Raw genomic sequence first — 19,675 nt, forward strand, 5'->3', positions numbered from 1 at the left:
CAATGCTTCGTCAGCAAATAAGAAAACAACATCAAACAACTAAAAACCTTACGTTTATCTCTGTCTGCGTTGGTATGCAGCGTATTCTATAGAGTTTCAAAACAAACACAAGCCCCTATCATAGAAATTTCTATAATATTTTGCTTGAGTGTGTATTTTTTAAACTAAAAGCAATTTGTTGCTTATTTAAAGATCAATATATCCGTATATTTTGCTTTATGAAAGACGATTTTTATAATTCTTAGTGATTTTTATATTCTTCAATCTAAAAAGCCCGTAATTCAACGGACTTTTCAAATAACACGGATTTTAAGAAAACTAATGAAATTACAAAAGTGACTTTAGTTTGCTTGCTCAGCCAACCAACTCATGAATTTTTGTCGTTCAGCTTTATTGGCCTTTTGCCAAAGCTGAATTAATTGTTGATCTGCCCCATTTTCATTAATAGTCACATTTTTTGGAGTAGCTATATGAGATGCTACGTTCGTTGATTTTACAGTTACGGATTGTGCATAAACAGGTGACGGTTGATTTTCTGGCACAGCTTCTTTCTTCGCAAAATCTACGGCATTACCCAAAACACCATTGGAGAAAATCGATTTTTGTTCTTTCTTCGCCCCAGCTTGCTGCACAAGTAATTGATTAGATCTGTCATACAAACCAAATATCGGTTGGTCTTTATATTTTTGCGCAGCATCAAAATCTTTTGGTGCATTGACTAGACCCAAACGATACTCTTGCCCATCAATCAGAGCTGGAGTACGAATGGCGGCCACACCTGACTTTAAAATATCGTGAGAATTATCAGCATGTTGAAAAAATTCACTATAACGTACCGTTAATAGGTTTTCACCTGCATCTAGCTTATACTTCTCCGTAGATCGAAATAAACCACCAGTAACTTCTTGATCATTAACTGCAACTATTTTAATTTCTTCCGGAACAGTCAAAGTTACAGCTGCAAATCCGGCACTACTTAACATCAGCGCTGCAGCAGCAACAGTTAATCTTAAAGTCATCATTATCACTCTTTATCAATTATTTAGTTTCGAATGCACTATGCAATGCATATGTGACAATCTTATGACATCTAACAATCACTGTATATTTTGTTTCAAGACATTATTTTGATATTCATTAAAGAATTTGCATATAAAAAAAGGAGGCTTAATGCATCCTTTTTAATTCATCACACCATCATTACTTGAATGTTTTGAATCGTTCTTCATCTGCAATAAAGGTTTTTTCACCTGCAGGTGCTTCAATCGAACCGAAAACAAGTTGTGCACGTAGTTTCCATTGATCTGGCACATCAAATGCCGCAGCTGTTTCAGCATCAACAATTGGATTGTAATGTTGTAATGACGCACCAATATTTTTTTCAGCCAAAGCAGTCCAAGTAGCAAATTGAGCAATCGCCGTTGAGTGTTCAGACCATACTGGGAAATTATCTGCATAAAGTGCAAATTGTTCTTGGAGAGCTTTTACTACAGCCTGATCTTCATAAAATAATGCTGTACCAAAACCTGCTGCAAAACTATTAATCTTGCCATTAGTTCCTTCAAATGCATCTGCAGGTACAATTTTACGTAAAGTTTCACGTACGATATTCCAGAATTTTTGATGTGCATCACCAAACAGAATAACGACACGAGACGTTTGAGAGTTAAATGATGACGGACTTAAACGTACGGCATTTTTAATGGTTTGTTCAATTTCATCTTGCGATAAACTCACGTTATTACCAATAGAATAGATTGTGCGACGTTGTTCGATTAGATTCAAGAATGACATTACAAGACCTCTTTTTATTTTCAATTAGCTGACTAACTTGAGATTTATAATAGGTGATGTTTTTAACAGTTGCATGACTATATTTACAACATTGTGTCTTATTTCTAGAACAATCAGTTGTAAGCATCTAAAAATACCTACAACCCACTTACATTCAAATATTGGTTCACAGTCTTTAGGACAGCAGAAATCAAAGCAACCTACAGAACATAGAAATTACTCATAAATTCTAAACTGATCTTGATCTTCTGGTTCTAAACGTTCAGGCGCTTGACCTTCAATTGAACCAAAGACCAACTGCGCACGAAGCAGCCATTGTTTTGAAATATCAAAGTGTTCGGCAACAGCATAATCAATGTGTGGATTATAGTGCTGTAAACATGCGCCTAAACCTGCATCTGCGATCGAAGTCCATACTGCGAATTGGGCCATGCCAGACGTTTGCTCCGACCACACTGGAAAATCTTCTGCACTTAATGGCACTTTCTTTTGTAATTGTTGAATCACAGCTTGATCTTCATAGAAAAGTACAGTTCCCAGGCCAGCTGCACATTGATCTATTTTGAGCGCCACACCTTCAAAAATATAACTCGCAACATTCTTGCGTTGTACGTCTTTTACAATGTCCCAAAATTTTTGATGAGATTCGCCAAATAAAACCACAATACGTGTGCTTTGCGAATTATATGCAGATGGACAGCTTCTTACGGATTCTTGAATCAGTTCCGCCAAATAAGCCTGACTGTAATGCACCTTCTTTCCAAGCTCGTAGATACTACGACGTTTCTTTAGTTGGTCGACAAATGACGCTTCTACTTCTTGTTCGGTAGTTTTCTTTTTTAATTTAAAATCTTTAGTGATATCCGCAGTCAATACATGACCAATTTTATCGAGTAACGCCACCCTAAACACCCCAAAGCAATTTTTATATATAAACAACAATTCCTTACTTATTCTAAGGGTATATCAGGCTGAATTTTGATTATGATTTATTCACATGTTGCTTTTTAAATCAATCAATAAGCTCAAAAACAAAAAACTCCGCATTTTGCGGAGTTTATGTGACATTTAACGCAATTTATTTATCAGTTTCAAATAATGCTGCGACAAATGATTTTGCTGAGAATGGACGCAAGTCATCAATTTTCTCACCTACACCAATAAAACGAATTGGTACATGGGTACGGCTTGCAATATTAAATAACACACCACCTTTTGCTGTACCATCCAGTTTAGTAATGGTTAGACCTGTAAGCCCTACTGCCTCATCAAACATTTCAACTTGGTTAATGGCATTTTGACCTGTACCTGCATCAACCACCAACATCACTTCATGTGGAGCTGTAGCGTCAATTTTTTGCATTACACGTTTTACTTTAGACAACTCTTGCATGAGGTGTCCTTTGTTATGTAAACGACCTGCGGTGTCTGCAATCAGCACGTCTACGCCTTTTGCACGAGCACTTTCAAATGCATCAAAAATAACTGAAGCAGAATCTGCACCATGACCTTGAGCCACAACGGCAATATTATTACGTTCACCCCAAATTTGTAATTGTTCTGTGGCTGCTGCACGGAATGTATCACCAGCAGCCAACATTACTTTTTTACCTTCACCTTGTAAGCGTTTCGCTAATTTACCAATCGTGGTGGTTTTACCCACACCATTTACACCAACAACCAAAATCACATACGGATTTTTATTGCTGTCGATATGTAGCGGTTTAACACGTGGTGCAAGTAATGCCACCAGTTCTTCTTGAAGCGCTTTATATAAAGAGTGCGAGTAAATTAAATCGCCACGTTCAGTACGTTCAGTTAAGTTCGCAATAATCGTTTTGGTTGCATCGACACCAATGTCAGCAACCAAAAGTTGCTCTTCAACTTCCTCTAAAAGTTCATCGTCAATTTCCTTCCCACCGATCAGGATATTCACCATGCCGTCTGCCAAGTTCTTACGTGACTTTGCTAGACCTTCTTTCATACGACTAAAGAAGCCGCCTTTCACCTTCGAGTCTTCAATTTCTGACTCTGTTTCTTGTAATGGAGCAGCAACTTCTTGCTGTACTTTCGGTGTCTCGATAATCGGCACATTTACCGCAGGTAAACTCGGTAGCGTGACATCTTCATCACCGATATCAGCATCAATCAAAAATTTATTCTGCCCATAAGATTGCTGTTGCATGCCGAATCCTTGAAAAGCACTGCGTTAAAAAACCGATTCTATCATAAGTTATCTTAAATTGAGTCGATACACGCCCGTCAGAGCGAAGCACACTAAAAAACAACATGTTGAACTTGCAATCAAAATTAACTTTAGGAAAACTAGATAGCTATAAAATGCATTTTAATGGATTCCTTTGTGTCCCATAAAAACAGATTTTCTCCTTGTTTTTTTAAAACTTTATTTCGCTCTGCGCTTCCTATCTGTGTCATCACTAGTTGCCTTTGGTCTGCACCCAATCTACATGCAGACACACGTACCCAATTAACACGTAGCACCTTTGAAACCACCCTTAAAAATGGTTTAAAGGTCATTATCCGTGAAGACCACCGTGCGCCGATGGTAATGACCCATATTTGGTACCGTGTGGGTAGTAGTGATGAGTCGGGCAATCTATTAGGGATCTCCCACGCGCTCGAACATATGATGTTTAAAGGAACCACCAAAGTTCCTAATGATGAATTTACACGTCTCAGCCGTATCTATGGCGGCAGCATCAACGCTGCAACCTTTACCAATTACACCAATTATTATCAGTTGTATCCTAAAGCCTACTTCCCTATGGCGCTGGAGCTCGAAGCGGATCGTATGAGTAATTTACGATTGCAACAACAAGATTTCGAGCCTGAAATTAAAGTGGTTATGGAAGAACGCAGACAGCGTACAGATGATAACCCTCGTTCTTTGGCTTATGAACGTTTCAAATGGATTTCTTATCCAACCAGTCACTATCGTCAACCCGTCATTGGACATATGAAAAATCTGCAAAACATCAAATTAGCAGATTTAAAACAATGGTATAAAGATTGGTATACCCCGAACAATGCCATTTTGGTGATTGTTGGTGATGTCGATGCCGAAGCAGCCATTCGTCAAGTTCAAAAATACTTTGGTGATATTCCATCACGCAAAACACCTGATCGTAACGATGTGAGGGAATTCGAGCGTGTGGGCTATCGTCATATGGAACTAAATTTACCCGTACAAGTGCCCAATTTGTATATGGCGTGGAATGTACGCTCACTGGCTACCGCCAAAAACCCACAAGATGCTTATGCACTCAATATTATTCGCAATATTTTAAACAGTGGGATCTCATCTCGCCTACAAGACAAACTGGTACGAGATAGAAAATTACTCACGGCTGTAAGCGTTTCTTATGATCCATACAATCGTGGAGACAGCTTGTTTACTATTTCAGCACTCCCTGCCGATGGAATCAAAATGGAACAAGCGCAAAAAGCCATACAAGATGAAATCGACACTTTAAAAACAGAATTAGTCAAAACACCTGAAGTTGAACGTATCACCACACGTTTTGTCTCCAATTTAATCTATAACCAAGATGACATCAGCAGCCAAGCCAAGACAATCGGCAACTTAGAAGTCAATGGACTCAGTTTCAGGCTAATGGACGAATTACCAAAACTATATGAAAACGTCAGCGCACAGGATATTCAACGTGTCGCAAATGCGTATTTTGTCCGAGAAAATTTAAGCACCATGTATCTACTTCCAGAACAGACGGAGGTTCCAACAACCTCAAATAAAACAGATCAAACAGTAAAATCCGCTCAAACGGAAGTTGTTATTCCAGAGCAACAAATCAGCTCAACCCAAAACACAGAAAGCGTCTTGTAAGGATTAGTGATGACTATTACGAAAATTTTATCCCTAAGCTTACTCACTGCGTTTGGCTCACTCCTCCATGCAGAAACTTATACGGAAAATGTTCCTGACCTCAACGATAACCCGAGCCAATTACAATCTATCCCAATGCTGCAAAGTTTAAAGAATTTACAGATTGATAAAGACTATCGAGCTCCGCTTGTTCAAGTGCTGAAAAACCGAAATGGCGTAAATAGCCTGTTTGTTGAGTCACAAGATTTACCCATGGTGGATATTCAACTGACCTTTAATGCGGGTTCTGCTCGTGATGAAGAAGTAGGAAAAGGCTTGTATGGTGTTACCAACATGGCTGCGCGTTTAATTGATGAAGGCACCGAAAAATACAATGCAACGCAAATTGCCTCAGTTTTTGACCAAACAGGTGCTCAATTTAGCGTACAAGCACATCGAGATATGTTTGTCGTTCGGCTACGCGTATTGTCAGACCCTAAAAAATTAGAACCTGCTTTAAGTATGATGATGGATGTGATTAAAAATGCGACTTTTAAAAACTCCAGTCTCAACTTAGCACTCAGCAATAACCAAGCTGGTCAAAAACAACTCCAAGAAAGTCCAAGTCGCTTAATGAATATTCGTTTCTATCGGGCTGTTTACGGCACACATCCTTATGCAGAACCAATTACAGGAACCAATGGCAGTATCAAAAAAATCACCCCAGACATTTTAAAGAAGTTTCGTAATCAATTTTTAGTTGCTCAAAACATGAATATTGCCATTACAGGTAAACTAAGCAAAAAAGAAGCACAAAACCTTGCAGAACGTATTTCTGGAAACTTAAACCAAGGTGAAAAAGCTAAGGCACTTGCACAACCAGAAGAAAAAAAAAGGCTTTGATATCATCCATCTTCCCTACAATTCCACCCAAGCCAACGTCATATTTGGACATTTAGGGACGACACGCGATAACAAAGATCGATTAGCCCTAGAAGTAGCCAATCGAATGTTTGGTGGTAGCGGTTTTAACTCAGTCCTCATGCAAGAGCTTCGTGTCAAACGTGGCTATACTTATGGTGCCTATAGTGCATTTAGCTTTAGCCAAGCACCCGGTATCTTTAGTTTTAGCTATGGAACACGTCAAGATCAGCTTATAGATAGTATTCGAGTGGCACATAAGGCCTTTAATGATTTTGTCAAAATGCCTATTGATCAAAAACAAATGGAAGAAACCAAAGCAGGCATGCTGCGTGCTTTTCCGAATAATTACAGCAGTAATGCAACGATCAATGCACAGCTTGGTCTATTGGGCTTTTATCAACAAGACCCAGATTATTTGACCCAGTACCCTAAATTATTGGAAAAAATAACTGTAGCTGATGTACAAAATGCGGTTCGTACCTACATGCACCCTGAAAATATGACGGTGATTGTGGTGAGCAAAACCTTAGATAAAAATGAAGTACAGCAGATATTAGAGGATAATGTACAAGCAACTCCAACCAAGATAATCCCTGCAACTAAGGCTGTTCCTCTGCCAAAGCCGGAAGTTGATGTGCCCGCACAGATTCCATCTGATAAGCATGCATCAATTTAAGATAAGCACCCACACGAATGCGATCTTGCTGTCTCAGCAGCATCGCCATTTCCTGTGTTTCAGGATAACTTTGCTGCAACGCAAGTCGTGACACGTTTTGGTATTGCTGTACAGAAATAGGACGATATAAGGCAATCACAGCCAATACCAAAATCACCACGATCATGACTGAAACAAAGATATTATAAATTTGCTCTAGCTGTATTTTAGATTTGAATTGAATAATTTTTTCTAAATCAATAGTCATACACTACCTCAGGTTCAAAGTAGTGTATGGCTGACGTTCAAGAAGTTCAAGTCACAGCGCTTAAAACTGCATCAGTCCACTGTTTCAGTCTGTGAGTTAGCTAAACAATTTAATGAATAATGGTACGTATCACCGCAAAATAAAGAATCAATGCAATAATCGCCAAAACGATAAATACTGCAAAAATACTCATTCCACCCTCTGCATGCGCAGGATGTAAATCATCATCATCGGCGATTTTGAGTAATTCGCCATTATATGCATTGTAAAATTCTAAGCGCTGTGCCTTATCTAAATCCCGTGTGAAATCATATACACGTTTGCGCTGTGCCAAACCAAAATCCCCTAAATGAATTTCTTGATGAAAAATTGCTTCATCAAGATTGCGACGATGTAGATGTGCCAACTCCACAATTTGCGCTAATGTCGGAGGATAATCTAAAGTTAAACCGTCTAAAACTCTTGTCATTTACTTCTCCTTATTATCTACAACTTCTTATGATAGTATTTTACTCACGAAAACAATTGTCCATTGTTTAATCATGTAAACTATAGCAAATTAGAAATATTTACGTGAATAGTTGACAATTCAAGATAATTGTAATATTAGTTTAATAATACTTAGTTAAATTAGTTAATAGGGCTAAAGAATGGGCCCTTAATGATCATAATTAGAATAATGGAGTTAAATATGATTCAACAATTCTCTCAACATGAACTCGAACATATATACGCAAATGCGGTAAACACAATTCAATCTCAAATGAACTTCAGCGATGCAGTTCATGAATTGGAAGATGCAGCTCGTGCTGGACATGGTAAAGCAGCGTTATTTTTGGCTGAACTTTATTATCAAGGCTTCCGCGTAGAACGTGACTCACTCAAAGCGCAATATTGGCAGAACATGGCCACCTTGCAAGCATAACAAAACGTCACTAAGGTGGCGTTTTTTACACCCTTCAACTTTTGACTACATAAATTCTTACAATCAAGTTCAAAGCTTACACAGCTTTTTCATAAGAATTTCCTACAATAGGAGCAACATCAACAACACGCTGCATATGATGTCTAAATTAAAGCAATATAAACCTATTCCAAAAGATTTATTTTTCAAAATTAGTATTTTAAAAACCATGATGTACTGTGGAGTCCTTTGGGGTCTCTACCACCAACAAGGTTGGGCAATGACCAGCGATCAAGATCATATTATCTTCCCGTTTTGGCTAAATGGCATTCAAGCGCATAAATATGCCAAAAAGCATTGGCCCAACTACACTCCACGACGCATTACACCAGAAGATTTGAGGCATCGCTATTACCGACATTGACACGCCTTAAGGTCATCCCTGCGTTGCATAGCTCAAGTCACATCCGTCTCAAGCTCACAACCTCACAAATGCGTTTATTCTTTTTTAACCAAGATAAGATTCAAATGGCATAAAACCCTCAGTGCATGTTTGACCTCTGCATGCACTGAAAAGTATTTGCTTTTTTCAAATTTCGCGCTAATTTAAATTAAACAAAAACTACTATAAAGGAATGAAAATATGACTACAGTTGCCCAAGTACTTAGAGACAAAGCTTATCAAGAAATCTACACCATCACCCCAGATGCGACTGTACTCGAAGCCATTTCCCTGATGGCACAAAAAGGCATTGGTGCCCTCGTTGTGACCCATGAAGGCACAGTTGTTGGGATTTTGTCTGAGCGTGATTACACACGTAAAATCGCCCTGATGGAAAGAACATCTTTCGATACCTCTGTCAGCGAAATTATGACTGGGAGCGTAATCACCGTGACAAGTGCAGCGACTGTCGAAGAATGTTTAGAACTCATGACAGATCGCCATTTACGTCATTTACCTGTCGTTGAGGAACAGAAATTAACCGGCTTAATCTCCATCGGCGACCTTGTAAAAGCAGCAATGGATGATCAACGCAAACTGATCGAACAACTTCAACAATATATTTCTGGCTAAACTCAAAAATCCCCCCTTGATAAGCTTTAAGGGGGAATTCCAAATATCAATAATTTATATAACTCACATTTTGTAATGACATACACATTACAAATTAATTACTTTTCTCAATTTCCATTCTTATGTTTGAATCCGCTTTAGATAAATTAGACCAACTAGATGCCATCATTTTAGAATTAGAACGCTTAATGTTATCGATGAAAGACAATGAGCTGCTGCAATACCACCGACGTACGATCAATTTAGAGATTGCATCTTCTATCACAGAAATTTTAGATGCAAAGGCAATTATTTATGCACTACATCCTGAGTTAATTTCAATTTCATCAAGCTTTGACCATATTTTTTATAAAAATTACGTCAAAAAATATCCCAGTTAAAAACTGGGATACTTCGAATATAGATCGGGCTATACAACTGCAAAAGATTTTTGCATCATCAACAGATGATGAGCAACTTAGTCTTTTTTTAATGGCAGTAATTAATTTAAACCTAATTTTTCAGCCACATAGTCTGAGTCTTTATCGCCACGGCCTGAAACGTTAACGACAATCTTCACATCTTTGGCAAGTTTTGGCGCTTCACGAATTGCCCAAGCAACCGCATGTGAACTTTCTAGTGCAGGAACAATACCTTCCACACGTGAAAGCGTCATGAATGCATCTAAACACTCTTGGTCTGTCGCTGTTGTATATTCAACACGGCCTAGGTCTTTTAACAAACTATGTTGTGGCCCCACTCCTGGATAGTCCAGACCTGATGCAATTGAATGCACTGGCAAAGGCTCACCCTGTTCATCTTCAAGGACATAACATGCCATGCCATGAATTTGACTTGGCTTACCCAATGTCAACGTCGCAGAATGCATATTGGTATCTAAACCATGGCCTGCAGGCTCAACGCCTACGAGTTTGACATCGGAGTCATTCAGGAATGCTGTAAATGCACCAACAGCATTGGATCCACCACCCACGCATGCAACGACATAGTCAGGATTTGCACCAAATCGATCATTGGCTTGAATTTTAATTTCATCACCAATAATGGACTGGAAGTCACGAACCATTTTCGGGAATGGATGTGGGCCAACCACTGAGCCAATCGCATAAATAAAATTGGTTGGATCTTTTAAATATTCTTCAAAAGCGCTATCTACTGCATCTTTAAGCGTAGCTGTACCACGAGTGACAGAGATTAGGTTGGCACCTAAAATCTTCATTTTCACCACGTTTGGATGTTCTTTTTCAATGTCCACTTGCCCCATGTGAATTTCACAAGGAATACCCACAAGTGCACATGCAGTTGCCAATGCTACACCATGCTGACCTGCGCCAGTTTCAGCAATCACTTTGGTTTTACCCATGTATTTTGCTAACAAAGCTTCGCCAAGGCAGTGGTTAATTTTATGCGCACCAGTATGGTTAAGGTCTTCACGCTTGAGGTAGATTTGTGCCCCACCTAATTTGTCAGACAAGCGCTTCGCATAAAACAATGGGCTTGGGCGTCCAACATAATGTGCAAACAACTCTTTCAATTCATTTTGAAATTCTTCTGTATGACGAATTTGCTCATAAGCAACATTAATGTCATCCATTGCCTGTTTTAAATCTGGTGGAATGAACTGCCCACCGTATTTACCGAAGAAACCTTCTTCATTAGGTAATGCGATACCATTAATTTGATGATCCATCATATTTCCTTCATGTTGTATGCAGAACAAAGACTTTTAAATACTATCCAATTTTGAAAATAAGAAACAATGCAAAATTGGAGTAAGTAATATAAACATCATTGATAAGAAAAGTATCGTTTTTAAAGCTTTAGCGCGCTAAATATTTCGTCATATCTTCCACTCCTTTTAGAGTCATCGGGAACATATGATCTTCAAAGATGTGTTTTATCGCAGCTATGGTTTGGGTGTAATGCCAATAACTTTCTTCTTCGGGGTTTAACCATGCTGTTTTATCAAAGTGATTGCGTAAGCGCTGTAACCACACCTGACCCGCTTCATCATTCATATACTCCACAGAACCACCTACAGAGTTCAATTCATACGGTGCCATACTCGCATCACCGACAACGATGACACGGTAATCTCGCCCATAGGTATTGAATAGATCCCATGTATTCATACGCGTGCTTGAACGGCGAATATTATCTTTCCACACATAGTCATATAAGCAGTTATGAAAATAGAAATACTCTAAAGTTTTAAATTCAGTTTTTGCAGCGGTAAAGAGCTTCTCACATTGGGCAATATGTGAATCCATAGAACCCCCCACATCAAACAGCATCAATACTTTAATGCGGTTACGTCGTTCTGGAACCAATTGCACATCCAAAATACCCTGTTTGGCAGTTTCACGAATGGTTCCGTCGATATCTAGCTCTTCTGCTGCACCTTGGCGGGCAAATTTACGCAAACGACGCAAAGCCATCTGCATCTGACGACTACCGAGAATCTGCTCATCATCTAGGTTTCGGTATTGACGTTGTTCCCAAACTTTCACCGCAGATCGTTTACGACCAGGCCCACCGATACGCACACCTTCAGGATGGTCACCATAGGCACCAAAGGGCGAGGTACCGCCCGTACCGATCATCCGATTACCACCTTGATGCTTTTTATGCTGTTCGCGTAAACGCTCTTCAAGCATTTTCATCAGTTCTTCTAATGATCCAGCTTTTTTTAGTTCTTCTCGTTGTTCAGGTGTCAAATGCTTTTCGATGAGCTCTAGATCAAACCAATCCTTTGGCAGTTTATGCACGTGATTTAATAGTTCATCCAAATCAAAGGTGGCAATACCGTCAAAATAGTCTTTCATTGCACGGTCGAACTTATCAAAGTAACGTTCATCTTTGACCATGACGGTTTTTGCAAGCTGATAAAATTCATTTTGATCTGCAAAGACTAGCCCTGCTGCCACTGCTTGGTTCAAGTCAATCAATTCACGAGTTGAAACAGGAACACCGTATTTTCGAAGGGTATAAAACAATCGCACAAACATAGGCGAATAAAATCCAATAAAAATTAAATATCAGGAGGTCAAATCCAGTGTGAATGCATGTGATCTTGTTATTTCATCTGCAACTGAGTCTTGCCTTACATCCACCATTATGAAAAATTGATCCTTACAAGTAAAGCCAAAAGCTTTTACTGCGTGTTCATATACGTTGCCCTACTACCCAAAGAAACACATACAGCATGATTTATTCGCAAGTCGCATTTCTATTGTTAAGCGATTGTTTAAGAGTTTCATATTTGTGCTGAACATTGAGGCGATCTTGCTGCAACTGTTCAATAGATACGATTTTATGAAAACCTTGATGGTTTCTATAGCGGTTAAAATCGCTTAGGTTCAAGATCACAAAATCATAGTATTTCAGCTCAAGTGCAGTTGCAGCACAGGCCTTTTGCTGAATGGCCGTTTGAGCTGCGAGATGATCTGATTGATCAATGAGCTTTTCTTTAAGTTGATGTTCTGCAACTTGCGCCCAATACGCATCCTGGAGTAGCTGTTGATGCTGCTGATCAAACTGAGCATCATCCATCGCATAGCTATACCCAGATAAATACAAGCTCGCAGCCAACAAGAGTACGGTCGGCTTTAATCTCTTAGTTACAGCTATGTGTACTTGAGATAAGTATGCGCTTGTCTGCATAATTCACCTTTATATTTTTTAGTGCTCAAAATAAAAGCCGGATAACCGGCTTTTAAATCTTTGATAGAATTTATATCAATTAACGACGTGACATAAATGCTAGACGCTCAAGTAATTGCACATCTTGTTCATTCTTAATCAAGGCACCATAAAGTGGTGGAATTGATTTCGATTTATCCGTATTTCGTAAAATATCTTCTGGCATATCATCCGCCATCAGCAAACTCAACCAATCAATCAACTCAGAGGTTGAAGGCGGTTTCTTTAAACCCGGAATTTGACGTAATTTAAAGAAGATTTGTAGTGCTTCAGAAACCAAGGTACTTGAAATATTTTCAAAATGTACATCGATGATTTCACGCATGGTTGCTTCGTCAGGGAATTCAATATAATGAAAGAAACAACGACGCAAGAAGGCATCTGGAAGTTCTTTTTCATTATTTGAAGTAATGATCACGATTGGACGTTGTGTAGCCGTAATTGTCTCACCCGTCTCATACACAAAGAATGACATTTTATCGAGTTCATGCAGCAAATCATTAGGGAATTCGATATCTGCTTTATCAATTTCGTCAATTAGAAGTACACAACGTTCTTCACTGGTGAACGCTTCCCAAAGTTTACCCGGCTTAATATAGTTTTTGATGTCATAAACACGATCATCACCCAACTGACTATCACGCAGACGAGATACGGCGTCGTACTCGTACAAACCTTGTTGAGCCTTGGTCGTCGATTTAATATGCCAAGTAATGAGCTTAAGCCCTAAGCTTTCAGCCACTTGTTCGGCTAAAAGTGTCTTACCTGTCCCCGGCTCACCTTTAACCAAAAGTGGCTTTTGCAATGAACGTGCAGCTTTTACTGCAAGTTTTAAACTATCGGTCGCAATATATTGATCTGTACCAGTAAATTGTTGAGTTTCAACAGACATGACATAACCTTATTTTTTTATTTAAAGCGGTGAAATTTTCTTGTTTACAACGTGCTGTGGTTTCGCTGCATTGTATTTTGTCCAAAAATAACCGAGGACTAAACCAATACCCACCACAAAGAGAATCAACGATAGATTCAACCAAACCAATGACTGATCTTTTGTTAATACACCAAAAATCAAACCAAAAATCGCAGGTGCGATTGCTGCATTTGAACCTTCAGAAACGGTTGGTGTTAATAAAATAGCAAATACGATAAGCCAACCAATGGCACCGATCGTTTTGGGTAAGCGCTTCATCAGCCCATACCAACACAACAAAGCAATTACAGCCCCACCTAGGTAAACCGTAATTGCAATACTGCTTTCAGGAATTGAGTCCAATACCGATACTACACCATTCATTTTCACAACTCCTGAATTAACTTAAGCGCCGCGCAAGCCTTCTGGCTCAACCGCATTTGGGTCAATTAAACCTTCTGGAGGCATCTGAATAAAGAATCCTTTTGTTTCAATAGAATCTATGACGTGTAATACGTTCACACGTGCAAGTTTGCGTGATTCACTGAGTTCTAGATCCATGACAAATGTGGCACGACCAAATGCTGTACGTAAAGCATCAGGCATTACTGCAAGCGGATCTGTCGCTTCAGTTTCGTTTTCATTAATTTTAGGACGAGCAATATAAAGATACATTTCATCTTTTTTGCTCGATTTGTAGATAGAACAGTACATAATTGAATCAATACTCATTAAACGCAAGGCAAAGGATACATCAAAAAAAAGACTGATACATTAGTGTTTATTAACGCATCAGTCGTGAATTTGTATAAGTGATAGTTCTTTAATCAATCAGAACTTATTCCATCACTTTCATTTGACCAGAAAGATAGCTTTCATCGGCATGCAGTACTTCAATTAAAGGCTTCGTCAGCAAATCATAGCGCCAGCCCAACAAATAGCTCGGTAAATCTTGTTCATCATTATGAAAAACCACATGCTGATACAAAGCATTTAACCATTTTTTACGCATTAAAACTTCTTTAGGCACAGAGGTTTCTTGTACTGCACGCTGAATGACTGTATCGACGCGCGAACCAATATCCTGAGACGAATGACGAATTGGACGTGCCATACGCAGCGGCCATTCAGCTTGTTCTGGTAAAAACTTCAACAAATCTAAAATAATTTTACCATGCTCACGCACAATGTTCGGACGAATGTCTTTCACTGCACTCAATTGAAAATTATTTTTTGGATTTTTTTCAACCATATCAATGATGGTTGAGTTTTTAAGAATAAAGCTACGTGGCTGATTTAAGGCTTTCACCATTTGCTCACGCCAAACGGCCAATTGCTGAATTTGCATGAGCTGTCGACGTGAATGTCGATAATTACCAATATCGTGATACAGCATATGGATCGGCGTTTCAGTGCCGATTTCATATGTTAAATTTTTGCAGTCCTCAAGCACACAATTTAATAAACTTTTCGCAGCCAACTCATTTTGAATCGTTTGGCTTAAATTCATTAAATAATGTACATCATTCGCTGCATAGTTCAATTGCTCGGCACTGAGTGGACGGGCCAACCAATCTGAACGTGTCTGATCTTTATCTATATCTACATCGAGCATAGTTTTTAAGGCATTTTGATAGCTGACTTGTAAGCCATGCCCTAAAAATGACATCCCAACTTGGGTATCAAAGACATTTTCTAAAGACTTATGCTGTGCATAGTGATAAATCAGGTCGATATCTTCACTACATGCATGAAAAATGTTTTGCTGAGCTGCAAATAATTTTTGCCAGAATTGGCTTAAATCGAGGGTTGTACCATCTAGTAAATACACCTGATTTTGTACATTAATTTGGAAAAGTCCAAGTTTGGGCCACAGGGTATCTACTTTTATAAACTCGGTGTCGAGTCCGTAAATCGAGCTTTGGTCCATAAGATTTAAAACAGAATTTAAATCTGGCTGATTTTGAATGAATTGATACATAAGTTGCTGAGTCTAATTTTAGATGCTCTATGAGCTTATATTAACTGATATATATTATTTATCTATAAGGAAAAACGTTATTTTAGTGACTTATTTCCTTTAATTGGCTTTTTTATTCATTGTAAACAAAAACTTTAATCGTTATTAAGTATAAATAATTAGGTGAAAATTATACAAAGCGAAACGAGTTTCGCTCTATAGTTACTTCATTCGCATTCGGTTATGCACGGCCTGACTTAAAGTATGACTATCCACATATTCAAGCTCACCACCCTGTGGTACACCCTGTGCAATACGGGTCATTTGTATTGGTAAATGCTTGGTCGCTTCAACCAAATAATGTGCTGTCGCTTGACCTTCTACCGTTGCATTGGTCGCCAAGATCACTTCCTGCACTTTACCATCACTTAATCGTTGAATTAAATATGGGATACCAATTTCGTCGGGGCCAATACCGTCGAGTGGCGACAAATGTCCACCCAATACATGATATTTCCCTCTAAAACTGCCACTTTGCTCGATTGCCATGACATCTGCGGGAGATTCAACCACACAAAGCAGTTGATCATCACGTTCTGACGAGACGCATATGTTGCACACTTCATCTTCAGTCAATGAATGGCAAATTGAACATTCATGAATATAGTTAGTTGCTTCAGTCAAGGCATGTGCCAGACCAACAGCACCCTCCCTATTTTTCATGATTAAGTGCAGTGCCATTCGTTGAGCCGACTTTGGCCCAACGCTTGGCAAAATACGCAATGCCTGTACAAGTTGATCAAAACGATCACTAAACATTTAACGTATTCCTTAGAATAAACCTGAAAGGCCAGGTGGAAGCCCCATACCCGAGTTTGCAGATTTCAGTTTTTCTTCTGAAATCACTTCAGCTTGACGTGAAGCATCATTCATTGCCGCTGCAATTAAATCTTCAATCATATCTGCATCATCTTGAAGTAGTTCAGGATTGATTTCAATACGTTTCACCACATGACGCGCAGTCATAGTAACTTTAACTAGACCACCACCTGCTTCAGCGTGAACTTCAACTTGTGCAAGCTCTTCCTTGGCTTTTTTAATGTTGCTCTCAACTTCTTTTTGCATGCGTTGAGCTTGCTGCATGAGCATATTAATGTTCATAAAAATCTCCGAACAAAACTGATGAATTCACTTTAGATAAGATCTAAACCGCGTGAAAGATCGCGAATAATATCATTAATATCTTCTAAACCAACAGATACGCGAATTAAACCTTCGCTAATCCCTGCTGCTTTTTTCGCTTCTGCAGACATTCTGCCATGAGAAGTCGTTGCAGGATGGGTAATTGTTGATTTTACATCACCCAAGTTACTTGTAATAGAAAGGAACTTGGTATTATCAATCACGGTCCAAGCACCTTCACGTTCGCCTTTGGCAACAAACGACACAACTCCGCCAAAGCCTTTTTGTTGCTTTTTCGCCAACTCATGACCTTCGTGATTTGGAAGTCCCGCATAGTACACTTTTTCAACATTCGGGTGTGCATCTAACCATTCAGCTAAAGTTTGAGCACTTGCACAGTGGGCTTTCATACGTAAGCTTAAAGTTTCTAGGCCTTTCAGGAAGATCCATGCATTGAATGGACTCATCGAGTTACCCAGTGTACGAATAACACCTGTAATCTCTTCCATCAATTTTGCACTACCTACAACAGCACCACCGAGCGCACGACCTTGACCATCAATATATTTTGTTGATGAGTAGATCACGAGGTCCGCACCAAATTTAATCGGTTGCTGTAACACCGGTGTACAGAAAGTATTATCGACTGCAAATAATGCCCCATGCGCATGTGCAATATCAGCAATGGCTTGTAAATCCCCTACTTGAGCTAATGGGTTTGACGGTGTTTCAATAAACAATAAGCGTGTAGTTGGACGAATCGCTTGTTTCCAAGCATCTAAATCTTCCAAATCAACAAAAGTAACGTCAACACCAAATTTGATGACGTATTTTTCAAACAGAGAAATGATCGAACCAAAGACAGCACGTGAACACACCACATGATCGCCAGCTTTCAAATATGCCAAAGTGATCGCGTGTACGCCCGCCATACCTGAACTTGTCGCAACAGCGGCTTCAGCACCATCCAAAACAGCTAAACGTTTTTCGAACGCTTGTACAGTTGGATTGGTATAACGTGAATAGGTATTGCCTTCAATTTGACCTGAAAATTTTGCTGCGGCATCTGCTGCACTTTCACAAACAAATGATGAAGTCAGGAAAATTGGCTCGCTATGTTCACCCTCAAAAGTACGAATATGACCTGTACGAATCGCTAAAGTCTCTAATTGGTATTCGATGTCGTCTTGTTGGCTCATCTGTATTACTCAGTCGCGAAGAACTGCCTTTGTGAAGAATTGCCAATATTTTGAGCGTCTAAGCTATTTAAGGTCAAGGTAAAATACGAAATTATCGCTTAGACTTCGACCAATCCTACAAGGGCTTAGGCAATTGACAGTTATGCATCCTTTCAAGCAGAAATTTCTGGCGCAGCAAAAGAAAATTAAACACCTGTCTACACGTGTGTTTAATGCAAAATCGCTGGTCCTTTCTCAATCGACACCCTATGAAGTAATTACTGAATATAAACATGCAAAAGTTCGGTATTACGCTTCGCCTGATCGTAAATACAAAGAACCCTTAGTGTTTGTTGCTCCACTGGCCATCAATATGGCGATTTATGATTTGTATCCATATCGCTCATTGGTGAAACATTTTCAACACAGTGGCTTTGATGTCTATTTGTTGGAATGGGGAAAATTAAACTATCAAGATCGATTCTTAAATTTTCTATCGTTTATTGATGATGTGATTCCACATTGTATTGATCAAATTTGTAAACATGCAGATAGTCGATACATCTCACTACACGGTTGGAGCATGGCTGGAGTCTTTGTCACGCTGTATACCGCATTACATCAACCTGAACATGTTAAAAATCTAATGGTGATGGGCGCACCGATTGATAGCTATGCTTCAGGTCGTATCGGAAAGTTATTTCAAAAAACCAATCGCTTGCTTTCACGTAGTAAGAATTTACAAGATACGGTCTACACTGGGAAAATTCCTAAACATTTTATCCATACACCGGGCGTACTCAATGCAATTGGATTTAAAATCGTTGATCCACTGGGTTGGTTCAAAAGCCAAAAACAATTTCTATCTAACTTAGACAATCTACATGACCTGTATGAGCATGCAACCATGGGCGATTTTCTCAATCACATGATTGACTATCCGGGTGGGATTAACCAAGACATGGTGTTCAATGTTTGGCTACAAAATCCACTTAAAAACGGCATTATTCAATTGAAAGATAAAGTTATTAAATTAAAAAATATCCACTGCTCTTTATTGATTGGCGCGGGTTCTACCGATCAAATCGTTACTGCCGATGCAGCAAGTCCTTTAGGCGAATTGACAAGTAGTCAAGATGTCACGTTTACTCTCATTCCCGGCGGTCACCTCGGCCTGATGTCGAGTCAAAAAAGTGCCAATCAATTTTGGCCAACTTTGACCCAGTGGCTTACACAAAGATCCAGTTTATTGAAATAAAAAATTTAGAGGGTAAAG

At 39.1% G+C, this 19,675-nt stretch carries 20 protein-coding genes and 3 pseudogenes; 7 read left to right on the forward strand and 16 right to left on the reverse strand.

Annotated features, from left to right (window positions below; genetic code table 11):
• Positions 1-341: 341 nt before the first annotated feature.
• The 4 genes from AVJ20_RS08750 to ftsY all read right to left on the reverse strand — a co-directional run bounded on the left by AVJ20_RS08750 (position 342) and on the right by ftsY (position 3,979).
• Positions 342-1,019: a DUF2057 domain-containing protein gene (locus tag AVJ20_RS08750; protein WP_111884930.1), complete on the reverse strand. Its 678-nt coding sequence runs from the start codon at positions 1,017-1,019 to the stop codon at positions 342-344.
• A gap of 181 nt (positions 1,020-1,200) precedes the next feature.
• A complete protein-coding gene (locus AVJ20_RS08755) occupies positions 1,201-1,794 on the reverse strand; it encodes a nitroreductase family protein (RefSeq protein WP_111884931.1) in 594 nt (197 codons plus the stop codon).
• Between the two features lie 216 nt (positions 1,795-2,010).
• Complete coding sequence (locus AVJ20_RS08760; RefSeq protein WP_111884932.1) at positions 2,011-2,697, reverse strand: nitroreductase family protein; 687 nt, start codon at positions 2,695-2,697, stop codon at positions 2,011-2,013.
• A gap of 175 nt (positions 2,698-2,872) precedes the next feature.
• Complete coding sequence (gene ftsY, locus AVJ20_RS08765; protein WP_111884933.1) at positions 2,873-3,979, reverse strand: signal recognition particle-docking protein FtsY; 1,107 nt, start codon at positions 3,977-3,979, stop codon at positions 2,873-2,875.
• A gap of 240 nt (positions 3,980-4,219) precedes the next feature.
• On the opposite strand from ftsY, the pseudogene AVJ20_RS08770 reads away from it, so the two are divergent.
• Positions 4,220-5,542, forward strand: a pseudogene (locus AVJ20_RS08770) (M16 family metallopeptidase); the annotation flags it as partial.
• 123 nt (positions 5,543-5,665) lie between these two features.
• Positions 5,666-7,238: pseudogene (locus AVJ20_RS08775) on the forward strand (M16 family metallopeptidase).
• Here AVJ20_RS08775 and AVJ20_RS08780 read toward each other — a convergent pair.
• Together AVJ20_RS08780 and AVJ20_RS08785 are read right to left on the reverse strand one after the other, a co-directional pair.
• Positions 7,162-7,485 carry a hypothetical protein gene (locus AVJ20_RS08780; RefSeq protein WP_111884935.1) on the reverse strand — a complete coding sequence of 108 codons (324 nt, stop codon included), beginning with the start codon at positions 7,483-7,485 and terminating at the stop codon, positions 7,162-7,164. The pseudogene AVJ20_RS08775 and the gene AVJ20_RS08780 overlap by 77 nt on opposite strands.
• A 109-nt stretch (positions 7,486-7,594) precedes the next feature.
• Complete coding sequence (locus AVJ20_RS08785) at positions 7,595-7,954, reverse strand: hypothetical protein (protein WP_111884936.1); 360 nt, start codon at positions 7,952-7,954, stop codon at positions 7,595-7,597.
• A 222-nt stretch (positions 7,955-8,176) separates the two neighbouring features.
• Between AVJ20_RS08785 and AVJ20_RS08790 the strand changes: the two genes are divergently transcribed.
• The 4 genes and pseudogenes from AVJ20_RS08790 to AVJ20_RS08805 all read left to right on the forward strand — a co-directional run bounded on the left by AVJ20_RS08790 (position 8,177) and on the right by AVJ20_RS08805 (position 9,844).
• A complete protein-coding gene (locus AVJ20_RS08790; RefSeq protein WP_111884937.1) occupies positions 8,177-8,410 on the forward strand; it encodes a hypothetical protein in 234 nt (77 codons plus the stop codon).
• Between the two features lie 139 nt (positions 8,411-8,549).
• Positions 8,550-8,926 (forward strand): annotated as a pseudogene (locus AVJ20_RS08795) (DUF2750 domain-containing protein).
• Between the two features lie 106 nt (positions 8,927-9,032).
• On the forward strand, positions 9,033-9,464 hold the full coding sequence (locus AVJ20_RS08800) for a CBS domain-containing protein (RefSeq protein ID WP_111884938.1): 432 nt from the start codon (positions 9,033-9,035) through the stop codon (positions 9,462-9,464).
• Positions 9,465-9,586: 122 nt separating this feature from the next.
• Positions 9,587-9,844 carry a hypothetical protein gene (locus tag AVJ20_RS08805; protein ID WP_111884939.1) on the forward strand — a complete coding sequence of 86 codons (258 nt, stop codon included), beginning with the start codon at positions 9,587-9,589 and terminating at the stop codon, positions 9,842-9,844.
• 101 nt (positions 9,845-9,945) lie between these two features.
• On the opposite strand, the gene trpB is transcribed toward AVJ20_RS08805, so the two are convergent.
• The 10 genes from trpB to AVJ20_RS08855 form a co-directional block, all read right to left on the reverse strand.
• Positions 9,946-11,154 (reverse strand): tryptophan synthase subunit beta, encoded by a 1,209-nt coding sequence (trpB, locus tag AVJ20_RS08810; RefSeq protein ID WP_111884940.1) that lies wholly within the window; start codon positions 11,152-11,154, stop codon positions 9,946-9,948.
• A 130-nt stretch (positions 11,155-11,284) separates the two neighbouring features.
• Positions 11,285-12,472 carry a vWA domain-containing protein gene (locus AVJ20_RS08815; protein WP_111884941.1) on the reverse strand — a complete coding sequence of 396 codons (1,188 nt, stop codon included), beginning with the start codon at positions 12,470-12,472 and terminating at the stop codon, positions 11,285-11,287.
• A 202-nt stretch (positions 12,473-12,674) separates the two neighbouring features.
• Positions 12,675-13,127, reverse strand: a complete 453-nt coding sequence (locus tag AVJ20_RS08820; RefSeq protein ID WP_162689754.1) for a hypothetical protein — start codon at positions 13,125-13,127, stop codon at positions 12,675-12,677.
• Between the two features lie 79 nt (positions 13,128-13,206).
• Positions 13,207-14,058: an AAA family ATPase gene (locus tag AVJ20_RS08825; RefSeq protein ID WP_111884943.1), complete on the reverse strand. Its 852-nt coding sequence runs from the start codon at positions 14,056-14,058 to the stop codon at positions 13,207-13,209.
• Between the two features lie 21 nt (positions 14,059-14,079).
• Positions 14,080-14,463, reverse strand: a complete 384-nt coding sequence (locus tag AVJ20_RS08830) for a hypothetical protein (protein ID WP_111884944.1) — start codon at positions 14,461-14,463, stop codon at positions 14,080-14,082.
• 21 nt (positions 14,464-14,484) lie between these two features.
• Positions 14,485-14,793 carry a YcgL domain-containing protein gene (locus tag AVJ20_RS08835; protein WP_111884986.1) on the reverse strand — a complete coding sequence of 103 codons (309 nt, stop codon included), beginning with the start codon at positions 14,791-14,793 and terminating at the stop codon, positions 14,485-14,487.
• A 124-nt stretch (positions 14,794-14,917) separates the two neighbouring features.
• Positions 14,918-16,060, reverse strand: coding sequence for a ribonuclease D (locus AVJ20_RS08840; protein ID WP_111884945.1), 1,143 nt, complete (start codon positions 16,058-16,060; stop codon positions 14,918-14,920).
• A gap of 201 nt (positions 16,061-16,261) precedes the next feature.
• Complete coding sequence (gene recR, locus AVJ20_RS08845) at positions 16,262-16,858, reverse strand: recombination mediator RecR (RefSeq protein ID WP_078188505.1); 597 nt, start codon at positions 16,856-16,858, stop codon at positions 16,262-16,264.
• Positions 16,859-16,870: 12 nt separating this feature from the next.
• Positions 16,871-17,200 (reverse strand): YbaB/EbfC family nucleoid-associated protein, encoded by a 330-nt coding sequence (locus AVJ20_RS08850; protein WP_078188506.1) that lies wholly within the window; start codon positions 17,198-17,200, stop codon positions 16,871-16,873.
• Between the two features lie 32 nt (positions 17,201-17,232).
• A complete protein-coding gene (locus AVJ20_RS08855; RefSeq protein WP_111884946.1) occupies positions 17,233-18,420 on the reverse strand; it encodes an O-succinylhomoserine sulfhydrylase in 1,188 nt (395 codons plus the stop codon).
• Between the two features lie 142 nt (positions 18,421-18,562).
• On the opposite strand from AVJ20_RS08855, the gene AVJ20_RS08860 reads away from it, so the two are divergent.
• A complete protein-coding gene (locus AVJ20_RS08860; protein ID WP_111884947.1) occupies positions 18,563-19,657 on the forward strand; it encodes an alpha/beta fold hydrolase in 1,095 nt (364 codons plus the stop codon).
• Positions 19,658-19,675: the final 18 nt, after the last annotated feature.

Source organism: Acinetobacter sp. CFCC 11171, assembly GCF_003268405.1.
Taxonomy (GTDB): Bacteria; Pseudomonadota; Gammaproteobacteria; order Pseudomonadales; family Moraxellaceae; genus Acinetobacter; species Acinetobacter amyesii.

Coding starts and splice junctions, on each gene's coding strand:
- AVJ20_RS08840 (WP_111884945.1), bottom strand. CDS start 16,060: ATGTATCAATTCATTCAAAATCAGCCAGATTTAAATTCTGTTTTAAAT.
- AVJ20_RS08825 (WP_111884943.1), bottom strand. CDS start 14,058: ATGTCTGTTGAAACTCAACAATTTACTGGTACAGATCAATATATTGCG.
- AVJ20_RS08790 (WP_111884937.1), top strand. CDS start 8,177: ATGATTCAACAATTCTCTCAACATGAACTCGAACATATATACGCAAAT.
- AVJ20_RS08855 (WP_111884946.1), bottom strand. CDS start 18,420: ATGAGCCAACAAGACGACATCGAATACCAATTAGAGACTTTAGCGATT.
- AVJ20_RS08820 (WP_162689754.1), bottom strand. CDS start 13,127: ATGCAGACAAGCGCATACTTATCTCAAGTACACATAGCTGTAACTAAG.
- ftsY (WP_111884933.1), bottom strand. CDS start 3,979: ATGCAACAGCAATCTTATGGGCAGAATAAATTTTTGATTGATGCTGAT.
- recR (WP_078188505.1), bottom strand. CDS start 16,858: ATGTTTAGTGATCGTTTTGATCAACTTGTACAGGCATTGCGTATTTTG.
- AVJ20_RS08785 (WP_111884936.1), bottom strand. CDS start 7,954: ATGACAAGAGTTTTAGACGGTTTAACTTTAGATTATCCTCCGACATTA.
- AVJ20_RS08835 (WP_111884986.1), bottom strand. CDS start 14,793: ATGTACTGTTCTATCTACAAATCGAGCAAAAAAGATGAAATGTATCTT.
- AVJ20_RS08755 (WP_111884931.1), bottom strand. CDS start 1,794: ATGTCATTCTTGAATCTAATCGAACAACGTCGCACAATCTATTCTATT.
- AVJ20_RS08830 (WP_111884944.1), bottom strand. CDS start 14,463: ATGAATGGTGTAGTATCGGTATTGGACTCAATTCCTGAAAGCAGTATT.
- AVJ20_RS08800 (WP_111884938.1), top strand. CDS start 9,033: ATGACTACAGTTGCCCAAGTACTTAGAGACAAAGCTTATCAAGAAATC.
- trpB (WP_111884940.1), bottom strand. CDS start 11,154: ATGGATCATCAAATTAATGGTATCGCATTACCTAATGAAGAAGGTTTC.
- AVJ20_RS08850 (WP_078188506.1), bottom strand. CDS start 17,200: ATGAACATTAATATGCTCATGCAGCAAGCTCAACGCATGCAAAAAGAA.
- AVJ20_RS08780 (WP_111884935.1), bottom strand. CDS start 7,485: ATGACTATTGATTTAGAAAAAATTATTCAATTCAAATCTAAAATACAG.
- AVJ20_RS08815 (WP_111884941.1), bottom strand. CDS start 12,472: ATGTTTGTGCGATTGTTTTATACCCTTCGAAAATACGGTGTTCCTGTT.
- AVJ20_RS08860 (WP_111884947.1), top strand. CDS start 18,563: ATGCATCCTTTCAAGCAGAAATTTCTGGCGCAGCAAAAGAAAATTAAA.
- AVJ20_RS08805 (WP_111884939.1), top strand. CDS start 9,587: ATGTTTGAATCCGCTTTAGATAAATTAGACCAACTAGATGCCATCATT.
- AVJ20_RS08750 (WP_111884930.1), bottom strand. CDS start 1,019: ATGACTTTAAGATTAACTGTTGCTGCTGCAGCGCTGATGTTAAGTAGT.